The 12,290-nt window shown below is 46.2% G+C and carries 6 protein-coding genes; 5 read left to right on the top strand and 1 reads right to left on the bottom strand.

Annotated features, from left to right (window positions below; all coding sequences use genetic code 11):
• Positions 1-22: 22 nt before the first annotated feature.
• The 5 genes from J6I44_RS11690 to lplA all read left to right on the top strand — a co-directional run bounded on the left by J6I44_RS11690 (position 23) and on the right by lplA (position 8,332).
• A complete protein-coding gene (locus J6I44_RS11690; protein ID WP_265766317.1) occupies positions 23-1,930 on the top strand; it encodes a RagB/SusD family nutrient uptake outer membrane protein in 1,908 nt (635 codons plus the stop codon).
• Positions 1,931-2,044: 114 nt separating this feature from the next.
• Positions 2,045-5,620 (top strand): VCBS repeat-containing protein, encoded by a 3,576-nt coding sequence (locus tag J6I44_RS11685; RefSeq protein WP_265766316.1) that lies wholly within the window; start codon positions 2,045-2,047, stop codon positions 5,618-5,620.
• A gap of 13 nt (positions 5,621-5,633) precedes the next feature.
• A complete protein-coding gene (locus tag J6I44_RS11680; RefSeq protein ID WP_265766315.1) occupies positions 5,634-6,887 on the top strand; it encodes an FG-GAP repeat domain-containing protein in 1,254 nt (417 codons plus the stop codon).
• Between the two features lie 47 nt (positions 6,888-6,934).
• Positions 6,935-7,141, top strand: coding sequence for an FG-GAP repeat protein (locus J6I44_RS11675; RefSeq protein ID WP_265766314.1), 207 nt, complete (start codon positions 6,935-6,937; stop codon positions 7,139-7,141).
• A 189-nt stretch (positions 7,142-7,330) separates the two neighbouring features.
• On the top strand, positions 7,331-8,332 hold the full coding sequence (lplA, locus tag J6I44_RS11670) for a lipoate--protein ligase (RefSeq protein WP_265766313.1): 1,002 nt from the start codon (positions 7,331-7,333) through the stop codon (positions 8,330-8,332).
• 349 nt (positions 8,333-8,681) lie between these two features.
• Here lplA and J6I44_RS11665 read toward each other — a convergent pair whose 3' ends face one another.
• Entirely contained in the window at positions 8,682-11,879 is a 3,198-nt protein-coding gene (locus tag J6I44_RS11665) for a S41 family peptidase (protein WP_265766312.1), read from the bottom strand.
• Positions 11,880-12,290: the final 411 nt, after the last annotated feature.

Raw genomic sequence — 12,290 nt, 5'->3', positions numbered from 1 at the left:
AAAGACAAAACGGGTTAACGATATGAAAAAAATTAAACTACATTTGACAGTGTTTGCAGTACTGGCTTTGAGCTTGGTGCTGTATTCCTGTGACACGGGAGAATACTTAAGCTCTCCTGCGCTTGGATCGTTGGATAAACAAGTATTAGCCAATCAGAAAGGAGCCGATGCCCTCTTGGTTGGGGCTTATGCCGCTCTCAATGGCCAAAATATTGGGGGTACCTGGTCTTCCGGTGGTACCAACTGGATTTATGGGAGTGTAGCTGGCGGTGATGCCCATAAAGGGTCTAATTCCGGTGACCAGCCACCGATCAATAAGATCATGGATATGACGCAGAATCCAACCAATGGCTTCTTCAATGACTTTTGGACAGCCCGATATGAAGGTGTTTCTCGTGCCAATTCGGTTATCAGTCTTCTTCCACAGGTTGAGGATATGAGTGATGCCCAGAAGACCGCCTATGAAGCTGAGGCCCGATTCCTCCGTGGACACTATTATTTTGAGCTCAAGCGAATGTATAATAATATTCCATGGATTGATGAAGAGACCACAAATTTTGAGCAGCCCAATACAGGCGAAACAGCCGCAACATGGGCCAAAATTGAGGCCGACTTCCAGTTCGCTTACGACAACCTGCCCGAAACACAATCGCAGGCTGGCAAAGCAAATAAATGGGCAGCAGCCTCATATTTGGCAAAAACATATGTGTACCAGGGAAATTGGTCTGATGCCCAGCCCTTATTGAATAACATTATCAATCAGGGGGTTACCGCATCGGGCGATGCATATGCCCTGCAGGATAATTACGGATACAACTTCCGTGCTGATTATGATAATAGCAGTGAGTCGGTATTTGCTATCCAGTACACCGGCCCCGACGGAACGGGAACCATCGATAACTCCCGGCAGGAAGATATGCTGAATTATCCGTACGGAAGTCCCTTTAATTGCTGTGGATTTTATCAGCCAACGCAAGACTTGGTGAATTCATATCGAACGGATTCCAATGGTCTTCCTATGCCGGAAGATTACAATGCCGAGATGGTCAAGAATGATATGGGGGTAGCGACCAACGAGCCCTTCAATATCTATGAAGGTACCGTCGATCCGCGGTTAGACTATTCTGTAGGCCGCCGTGGTGTACCTTTTAAAGATTGGGGGCCTCATCCCGGTGTGCGATGGATCCGTGATCAGGCTTATGCGGGACCATTTAACTCCATTAAACATATCTATCGCCAGGAAAATGCTTCGCAATTTAGTAATGGTAATGAGTGGGCTCCGGGTAGTGCAGTCAATTATGACATTATCCGATTTGCCGATGTACTGCTCTGGGCTGCAGAAGCCGAAGTAGAGGTTGGTACGCTGGCCAAAGCTCGTGAGTATGTGAATAGAGTACGCGGGCGTGTGGCTGACGATTCCTATGGCGATGGTTGGGTCGACTACACCAAGAATCAGCCGTTTGCCCTGGCAACGGTGGGGAGTGAATCCGAGATGACGTCACTGGATGCAAATCCCGGAGACTGGGTGGTACGAACAGATACGGAAACTACCTTCGTTCTTTTAAAAGGAGAGGCCAGTAACGCTGGTAACTGGCAGGAATATGAAGATCCCAACTATACGGTGAGCACCTATCCGGCTGGTCATCCCGCTTTTTCATCAAAAGAAAGTGCCCGTGAGGCGGTACACTTCGAGCGGAAGCTGGAGCTTTCTATGGAAGGGCATCGTTACTTTGACCTGGTAAGATGGGGCGAAGCAAAAGAAAAGCTCGATGCTTTCTACGATTATATGGGCGGAGAACTTGGATTTAGCACCTACCAGGGAGCGTCCTTTACATCCAGCAAGAACGAGTATTATCCAATACCCCAAACACAAATTGACCTTACAACTGTTGAAGGCCAACCAACCTTAGAACAAAACCAGGGATATTAATCCCTAAACAGTATATTATAAATAAAAAGGCAGTCGTAATGGCTGCCTTTTTTATTGGCAAAAAATACGTATCTATTTCGGTAGGGTTAAATGCTTCGTATATTTTTCAACTATATGAAATTATTTCGCCACTCTATATTTATACTGCTGTTACTCCTTTCAGCATGCAGCTCTGATCCGGATACTCTTTTCCGGTTGATTCCACCTGATGAATCGGGCATCCGTTTTAATAACCGTATTATTGAGAGCGACAGCCTGAATATGCTGGATTATGAATATACCTATAATGGAGGTGGTGTAGCGGTCGCCGACTTCAATAATGACAGCCTGCCGGATGTATACTTTACAGGGAATACCGTAGATAATAAGCTTTATCTAAATAAAGGGAGTTTTCGGTTTCATGACGTAACAGAGCAAGCTCAGGTGGGTGGTTCTTCCGCCGGTTGGTATGCGGGTGTATCCGCCGTGGACATTAACAACGACGGCTGGATGGACCTTTATATTTCTGTGACGAAGAATGCAAAACCGGAAAATCGCAAGAACGTTTTATTCGTGAACCAGGGCTTAAATGAAGATCGTATTCCTACATTCAAGAATGAGGCTGAAGCCTATGGGTTGGCCAGCACCTCTTTTTCTACGCAAGCCGCATTTTTTGACTACGATAATGACGGTGATTTGGATTTGTATGAGATGGTTGCCGATAAGCGAAGAGTCGGACGTCAGTCTGTTTCCGGAAGCAATAGCGGGAGCAATCCAAATAATACCGATAATCTGTTTCGCTGTGATTGGGATTCAAGCAGGGGGCATGCCTATTACACAGAAGTTAGTGACCGTGCGGGCATTTTAAAAGAGGGTTATGGCCTCGGTTTTAACATTGTTGATATCAACCGCGATGGCTGGAAGGATGTGTACGTAAGTAACGATTTTTCCTCTAAAGACCTGCTCTGGATTAATAACCAAGATGGAACGTTTAGCGATCAGGCGGGGACCTATTTCAAGCACACCAGCTTTTCCGGGATGGGAACAGATGTAGCCGATATCAATAATGACGGGTTGATGGATTTTCTGACGGTCGACATGGCGGGTAGCAACAATGTGAAGAAACAGACCATGACCTCTCCCAATACCTATCAAAATTATTTTAATAATTCGCTGGATCGGGAGGCCCCACAATATACCCGCAACACGCTGCAGCTGAATCAGGGTGATATCCCAGATCAGGAAGAATATCGGCCGGTGTTTAGCGAAATATCACTGCTTACCGGCGTAGGGCATACGGACTGGAGCTGGGGGGCGTTGTTCTCTGATTTCAATAACGACAGCTATAACGATATTCTGATCACTAATGGCATCCCCCGTAATAAAATTCACAAAGATTTCGTGCGACTGCGGGATCAGATATCCAGTGTAGCGCCGACCTCCATGCTGCTGGATTCTATTCCCAGGGATAAGGCCAGAAATGTCAGCTTTAAAAACAAAGGCAATCTGGAGTTTGATGACGCAAGCCAAGACTGGGGATTTGCTGTTCCTGCCTATTCGACTGGCTTGGCGCGAGCCGATTTTGACCGGGATGGCGATCTGGATGTGGTCATGAATAATATTAATGATCCGGCCTTTCTGTATGAAAATACGCTCAATGACGCAGCAAAGTCCCCCAATTGGCTGCAAGTGCAATTCAGAGGGAGTTCCCAAAATCGTATGGGTCTGGGCGCCGTAGTAGATATCTACTATGATGGGAACCATCAGCGTCGGGAATATTCTCCGTACCGGGGATATTTGTCATCTATGGAGCCGGGTATCCATTTTGGTTTAGATGGCGCAGCTCAAATTGATTCGGTGATTGTAGGCTGGAATCGAGGAGGCAAAGTACATTCACTCCGATGGAACAATATCAAAGCGAATCAGGTATTGATCGCAGATTTCGCTGAGACCACGGCTTCAGATTATTCCTTGAGAGAAGATCGGCAAGGAGATTCTATCTTTTCTGATATAACTGAAGAAAAGGGAGGTAATTATATTCATCAGGAAAGCTGGTATAACGATTTTAAAATGCAACGCATGCTTCCCTATCAGTTTTCGCAGTCTGGACCCTCACTCGCTGTCGGAAATATTAACGGAGATCAGCGACAGGATCTCTTTATCGGAGCCTCATTGAACAGCCAGGGTGCTTTTTTACTTCAGCAACGGGATGCGAGTTTCAAAGAGCAGGTATTTAATCCGGCGGGCAACGGGAATCTTCCGAAACAAGAAGATGCGGGCTCGCTCTTATTTGATGCGGATCAGGATGGGGATGATGATTTATATATTGTGAGCGGTAGTGTTGAAAGTCCTCCGAAGAGCGGGGCTTACGGGGATCGTTTTTATGAAAATGATGGCAAGGGTAACTTTTCTTTCCAACCCTCGGCCTTGCCTAAAATTTCGGTAAGCGGCTCGGCGGTGAAAGCAGCGGATTATGATCGGGATGGCGACCTGGATCTCTTTATAGGCGGACGAATACTGCCGGGTTTCTATCCGGTGCCGGTATCCAGTCGTATCTTACGAAATGACACCCAAAATGGAGAAATACAGTTCACTGATGTTACCGAAGAGGCAGCGCCTGTTTTGCAAGAAATAGGACGGGTGACCGACGCACTATGGACCGATTTTAATGATGACGGCTGGCAAGATTTAATGCTGGCAGGGGAATGGATGCCTATAACGGTTCTTGAAAATAGGGAAGGACAGTTGCAGAATGTTACCAGAGAGACTGGCATCGCGGCTAAGGTGGGCTGGTGGAATAGCCTGGCTGCCGCTGACTTTGACAGCGATGGAGATACAGACTACATCGCCGGGAATGTAGGATTAAATACGATCTATAAAGCAACAGAAGATCAGCCGGTAAGTATCTATGGAGCTGATTTTGACGGCAATAGTGCCTACGATGCGGTACTGACGTACTACAATACGGATTCTACCGGCACGGCCAAAGAATTTCCTGCTCATTCGTACGAAGATTTCCGGTGGCAGCTGCCAAGGCGGGCACAGAACATAGCCAGAGTTGAAGGTTATGCTAATGCAAGCGTGAACGACCTTTTTACTGAGAAGGAACTCAGTGACGCCTTATCCTACCATGCTACAGAACTACGGACAAGCTATATCGAAAATAAAGGGGAGGGACAGTTTGCCGTATCGCCTTTGCCGATCGAAGCGCAGTTTGCGCCTGTATTTGGGATGGTTGCAGAAGATGTGACCGGCGATGGAAATATCGATGTGGTCTTGAATGGCAACCTTTATGGCGCGGAAGTGCAGGTAGGCCAATATGATGCCTTTAACGGTCTACTGCTGAAGGGGAGGGGCGATGGCACTTTTGAATCCGTGGCGATGAGCAAAAGCGGCATATATGTTCCTGGTGATGGAAAGGCACTCGTAAAGATACGTTCGAGCGAGGATGACTACTTATTGGCGGCGGCTCAAAACCAAGGACCTTTGAAACTGTTTCGTTCCTCAACCAACCAGCAGCTGTGGAGTCCGGATCCTCTGGATGTCTCTGCTGTTTTACACTTTGAGCATGGAAGCAGCCAGAAGCATGAATTTTATCATGGCTCTTCGTTCTATTCATCATCCGCCCGGTTTGTAGTGGTGCCTGATAGCACGGAACTGATTGAAATAAGCGATTACCAGGGAAATCAACGAACGGTGAGACTCAAATAGGTGGGTTCAATTTATGAGCAGCTTTTCCAACATATGTTATTTTTTTGTGCTGAGTATTTTCTTTATCGGCAGTTGTCGGGGAGATAGAGAGCCTTTTTCATCCGGTAAAAAACTGATGGAGCAGTACTGCGGAAGTTGTCATCTGCCTGTGGAGGCAGAACTGTTGAACAGAGATCGCTGGCTTAATAGCGTGCTGCCAGCGATGGCTCCGGAGTTGGGAATTGAAGTCTATCAGAAAAAACAGTATTACCCGAATCCCCAAACATCGGTTGTTTCACTGGAAGAATGGACCAAAATTGTGGAGTACTTTGAGGAAAATGCTCCTGAGAAAATTGATGTAAATCCTTCGCAGACGTTACAAAAAGAGTCAGACCTGTTTTCAGTGCAGACTCCCCGGTGGGTAGACAGCCTGCACAATATTGCAACAACCACTTTGGTCACCTTCGATCCCTTTGGAGGCCGTATTTATTCGCATGATGAAACGACCAAGTGGCTGTACCGTTGGGATGCTGATCTCAAGCCGGAAGTCATCAGAACGCTGGATCAGCCTGAAGTAAGTCTATCGTTGATGAAAGATTCCACACAGTCAGTTCATGGCTTTCTTACTTCTATTGGCACTTTAAAGGCTATAAATGTTTCAAATGGCAAATTAACAGACTACAACTTTGAGAATGGTTCTTCCAATGTAATAGGCCGTGGCTTACCTCGGCCGGTTCATGCTGCATCAGGTGATTTTAATAATGACGGCCGCCGAGACTGGCTGGTCTGCAGTTTTGGCCACGATACCGGGGGACTTTATATTTTTGAGCAACAAAAGAACCAAGAGTATACCAAGAAAACAATTCGTGCCGTGCCCGGGGCTCTGGATGCGAAGGTTGGAGACTTTAATAACGATGGCTGGCAAGATATTATCGCACTTTTTGCTCATGGTAATGAAGGGATATGGATGATGATCAACGACCAGGAAGGCGGATTTACCTCGAAGAATATACTACAATTTCCTCCGGTTTATGGTTCAACCAGCTTCCAACTAAAAGATGTCAACCAGGATGGGCATCCGGATATTATTTATACGGCCGGCGACAATGCCGACTATTCACAAATTTTAAAGCCCTATCACGGGATCTATATTTTTATCAACCAGGGAGATTTTACTTTCGAGGAAGAATACTTTTATCATCTTAACGGTGCTACAAAAGCGGTTGCTGCTGATTTTGATGATGATGGCGATTTAGACATTGCAGCCCACGCTTTTTTGCGGATTTAAAGAATAACCCATCAGAATCATTTGTTTACCTGGAGCAGCAGGAACCGTTGACTTTTGAGCCTCAAACACCCAAAATTCATCATTTGGGGCGATGGCTAACCATGGATGTGGGGGATTTTGAGGGAGACGGAGACCTCGATATTGTCCTCGGCAATTATTCGCGTCAATTTATCCATCAGCAAGGGTTACAAAAGAATTGGAATACCAAGAAGCCCTTCATCCTGTTAGAAAATAATACCCGGGAGGGAAAATGAGTGCAATATTCCTAATCAATTACAACAGTTTCATGAATGAGGCCCGGCCATAATAATGAGTTTAACCAGCTATCCGAAAATGGGTTAAAGTTAGATTTATGTTGCATCCCAAACGTTTCTGGCCGTACCGTTGTTCTGATATTTGGCAATACAATGAACATCTGCATTCGACTGATTTAATATATAACTATGATTTTTATTCACAACGAGGGTATCACTGATCCCAGTATCAATTTGGCGCTTGAAGAATACGCCCTCCGCAATTTTGATGGCGCAACGAACTATTTGCTTTTCTATATCAACGAGCCTTCAATTATTATCGGACGTAACCAAAATACATTGGAGGAAATCAATCACGAATATATCGAGGAGCATGATATCCATGTAGTTCGCCGGCGTTCCGGTGGAGGGGCGGTATATCATGATTTAGGAAACCTTAATTTTAGCTTTATGACCCGCTATGAACATGGGAACCTCCATAACTTTAAAAAGTTTACTGACCCGGTTATTCGTGTGCTTAATGATATGGGCGTGGAGGGAGAATTGAGTGGCCGGAATGATATTGTTGTAAACGGGCGGAAGATATCGGGGAATGCCCAGTTTTCAACCGGTAAGCGTATGCTGAGCCACGGCACGTTGCTATTGGACAGCGATTTGGATGAGGTGACCAACGCACTCAATGTGAAAATGAGTAAGATTCAATCCAAGGGACATAAGTCAATCCGGAGCAGGGTGGCTAATATAAATGAATTCCTTGATGAACCCTTGTCGATTGAAGAATTCCGGGAGCTATTACTAAAAGGACTTTACCGCGACCGGGATGAGTTTGAAACCTATCATCTGACCGAGCAGGAGTGGGAAGATGTTCATGCCTTGCGTGATGAGCGTTATAGTAACTGGGACTGGAATTACGGCAAGTCCCCCAAATTTAACATCCAGCGTAATCGGAGGTTTGACATCGGTGAGATCGACCTGCGGCTGGATGTGGAAAAAGGATACATTGAGAACCTCAAAATTTATGGAGATTTCTTTGGCAAAGAACCCGTTGAGGAACTGGCGGATCAATTTGTAGGCCTCCGCTACCATCCCGATGACCTTGAGCAGGCGCTGGCCTCCGTTGATGTACAAGATTACTTCGGAGACCTCCCGCAAGATGAGTTTTTAAACCTGCTCTACGGCGCTGATGAGTAAATAATATGAGAGGAATGTCAATAAAGATTAAAAATTTAGGAGCCACTATCTATGCTGGGGTATTGACTTATTTTGTTCACAAATAATTATAAGATGAATTCAATCCTCCTGTCCTCCTTCTCCAAGGAGGAACTCATTGTTCAGCGTGTATGCTAAGAATTATTTACCGGGCAATAACCCAAAAGTCCCTCTTGGAGAAGAGGGATTTAGGGAGATTGATTCCCCATTGCCAATTACACTTAGATGAGCTATGTCACAGAGTTCCACGAAGGGAGGCGCAGAGTTACACAGAGGAAACCTTTGTGGTTCTTTGTGAAATAATTCTTCCAATATAGTCGGTAAATCTCTTTCATTCGTTGTCGATCTGTTGCAGAAGTACATCCACGGCGCGCTTAAGCTGCTGATCTTCGCCGTTGCGGTAATCGGGTGGATTGATGACTTCTATATCTGGCACTGCAGGGCCGTGTTCCATATTTTTGTTGGTTGCTTTGACATACCAGCCTCGATACGGCAGGCGGATATAGGAGTCGCCCATCAGCCCGGCTCCCCCGGTAGAAATGACGGCTCCGAAAGTCGGCTCGCCAACCAGTGTTCCCAGGTTAAGCTGCTTAAAAGCATGAGAAAAAATTTCTGCATTCGAGTAGCTATTTTGATTGGCCAGGGTAATGGAAGGCCGAGTCCAGCTCGAGAGCGGCAGGCGTTCGCCAAAGGGGTAGTGGTCCCTGAAGTTGCTTTTATTCATCTTGAGGTTAGAGGTAGCCCCCCGGGGGATGGTATAGGCATGCTGCCGATAATTTAAGACCGTCAGCAGATAGTCGGTTGTCCACCCGCCGCCATTGTATCGTACATCAATTACGATACCGTCTTTGCCTTCGCCGGTAGCCACCAGCTCTCGTTCAAAGCGTTCAAAGCTGGGCCAGTTCATGCCTTCAACATGGATGTATCCCAGTCGGCCGTTGGAATACTGCTCGGTGAGTTCTTTCCTCTTTTCAACCCATTGATTGTATCGTTCAAGGCTTAGGCTACTGGTAGGCTCCATAACGACGTCCCGATTCTGTCCTTGTGGATCCTGGACCGTAAGTAAAGTGGGAGTGTTTACCTTATCAGCAAGCAGGCTGTAGAAATTGTCCGTTTGGGCAACCGACTTGTCATCGACGTGAGTAATAATATCACCCACATGAAGCTGGCTGACTTCGCGGTCGGCGGGTGAGTTTGGAACAATGCTTTGCACTTCCACACCATTGGTAACTGGTTCCACTTCAGCCCCGATAAGACCGGTCCGGATGTCTTGCGTTTCGGCTCGTTCAGAACCATAAAAGCCCATATGGCTGGCATTCAGCTCACCAAGCATCATATTCATCACATCCTCAAAGTCCCGGTCGGATGATACCTTTTCAATCCAGGGCTTGTAATGGTCATGTATCTGTTGCCAGTTTTGACCGTGGAAGTCAGGGTCATAAAAGCCGTTATCAATGGTACGCCATGCTTCCTCAAAAATTTGCTGGCGCTGCTGTTGATGGTTGATCGTGGTTCTGGCACTGAAGGGGAGGCTGGTTACCTTCTTATCTTTGTAGCGTTTGATCGTTCCGCCCCGATGCATAAAGTACAGTGCATTCAGCTTGTGGTTGAGACGTAAACCCCAGGGGATAACGTTGCCGTCAGTAAGAGCCGTCAGGTTTTCCCCATCCCAAGTGGATCGATAGATATCCTGATCCGCATCGTAGTTTTGTCGGCTATCACGATTTGTCACGAAATAGAAGGTTTCTCCATCCTTGGAGATGGCGATATCAGATTCGTTGCCGGGCAGAGAGGTAACCTGGTGAAGTCGTTTATAAAGATCCTCAAAATCAATGCGAACATTAACTGTTGAGGTATCTTTGGCATTTACCTTGCGTGGTTGTTGGCTTTTTTCCCAGTCAAGGTTTGTGCGTTGCCAGTCACGTTTGTTAAGCCAAGCAAACCAAACATCATCATCGCCATTATTCCGGGAAGATAAAAAAGCGAGCTTACTTCCATCCGGGCTCCAGACGGGGTCGGTATCGGGACGTGGATGCTTACTGATATTAACCGGTTCCTGGCTGTTATCAATTGGGTGGATGTAAATTTCGGTATTAAAGTTCAAGTCGGGCAGGGCGTAGGCCAACCATTTATTGTCGGGGCTCCAGGCTACATCTTCTGCCTCGGCCCAGCCCGTTTCCAGCAAAATACTTTCCCCGGATAAGGAAGTCCGACCTGTAATATTAGCTAAAATAAGCTGGCCGCGTCCACGGTTAAAGGCCACCTTTTCGCCATTGGGGGATACTACCGGGTCCCTTTCATCCTGGTCGGTGTTCGTTAGGCGAGCCGTAGTAAAGCGCAGGCTTTCGTAGAGTTTGGTTTCTCCATCATCAGCGGGACGAAGACTGTAGAGGTCGTACTGACCATTACGGTCGCTGGCGAAAATGAGGGTAGAATCATCCAGGAAGGCGACATCCCGATCACGATAGGGATGATCGGTAACCTTGACCGCCCGTTTCTTCTCCGGATCGTTATGTTTAATAAAAATATCGCCCTTAATGACAAAGGCGAGGTAATCTCCGCTGGGAGAGATCGCAAACTCCTCAGCGTCATCAGAAAACGATTTGCGTTCAATATTGTAGTGGCGATTGTCGGTAGCTACATCAAGAGCCAGACTGCTTAGGCTATTATCCTCGAGGGAGTAAAGCCCGGTGTTATGTTCAACAATTATGGTTTCTCCATCGTCACTGACACTAAAATAGCGGATGCCGTCTCCCTCCAGGTTCGTCAGCTTTTGGGGCGTAGTGCTAAAGGTACCTCGATCGGTTAAAGTAGTTTTGTAGAGGTTGTGTGTTCCGGTTCGTTCACTGATGAAATAGAGGTCATTGTCATCCGCGAATGCAGGATACATGTCATTGCCTTTGAAGTCGGTCAGCTGCCGGTATGAATTATCCTCCGTATCAAAAACCCATAGATCTTTATTGGCAGGCCCGCGATAATCCTTGCGATATTCTTTGTTGTATCCACGAACAAAAACAATAAACCGTCCATCCGGAGACATGGATGCCATTAACCCAAAGGCATCAAAAAAGCGATTAGGCGTACCTCCTTCTGCAGCGACGGTATGAATTTCTGGTTCCCATTCTACTTGATTATACAACCGGTTGGTAGTGAATAGTAACTGTTGGCTGTCATGGGTCCAGCCGGTTAACTCATCGGAGGTAGAGTGATAAGTCAGACGTTTGATGTTACGTCCACTGGCATCCATCACAAAAAGATCGTCATTGCCATGCCGGTCACTAATGAAAGCGATCTTTTGGCCATCGGGGCTCCACCGGGGGCGGGATTCATAAGCCTCATGGATCGTCAGCCGAATAGCCTGCCCTCCATTTTGGGGCACGGTCCAAATATCCCCCTGATAGGAAAAGGCAATTTTTGAGCCATCAGGACTTACCGAGGGAAAACGGGCAAAAGGTTGATCCGTTTGTGCATAAAGGGTAGAAAAAGGGATGAAAAGTACCAGTACTATTAAGAAAAGTAACTTCTTCATATTAGAAATGTACGGTTGATTATAGTCTGATTATTTAGCCGGAGGGTTCTGAAGGCCACAAAGAAATTGTGACAAAAGGAAAATAAGTAAAGAAAGGTAGGGAACAGACGTAAGAATTGCTATCGGATTTAGGCGAAAAAATTAAATCTAATCGAAGTAAATTCCCGTAAATTAAGTTGTAGAATATAAGCAAGGGTGAGAAAAATGAGTACACAGACGGCTTATTTCCTCCCCAATGCTGAACTTAAGCCCCGGGTCTCCCTCTCCCGGGGTTTTTTAATTTGCGATGTATTTTTATTGTATCTGTATGAGTGCCTATAACCAAGAATACTTATGTATACATCGGGCAAAAGAGACTGTGAAACCCTATAAGTTTCTGCTATATTTATGATTGCCAGCATTACTAAAGTA

This window comes from Fodinibius salsisoli, from assembly GCF_026229185.1.
Lineage (GTDB): Bacteria > Bacteroidota > Rhodothermia > Balneolales > Balneolaceae > Fodinibius > Fodinibius salsisoli.
Note: the sequence above shows the minus strand (reverse complement) of the source record. Positions and strands in the feature narration are given on the sequence as shown.

What these genes read in the sequence shown, in the direction of transcription:
- J6I44_RS11690 (WP_265766317.1), top strand. Translation starts at nt 23, where the DNA reads ATGAAAAAAATTAAACTACATTTGACAGTGTTTGCAGTACTGGCTTTG.
- J6I44_RS11685 (WP_265766316.1), top strand. Translation starts at nt 2,045, where the DNA reads ATGAAATTATTTCGCCACTCTATATTTATACTGCTGTTACTCCTTTCA.
- J6I44_RS11680 (WP_265766315.1), top strand. Translation starts at nt 5,634, where the DNA reads ATGAGCAGCTTTTCCAACATATGTTATTTTTTTGTGCTGAGTATTTTC.
- lplA (WP_265766313.1), top strand. Translation starts at nt 7,331, where the DNA reads ATGATTTTTATTCACAACGAGGGTATCACTGATCCCAGTATCAATTTG.
- J6I44_RS11665 (WP_265766312.1), bottom strand. Translation starts at nt 11,879, where the DNA reads ATGAAGAAGTTACTTTTCTTAATAGTACTGGTACTTTTCATCCCTTTT.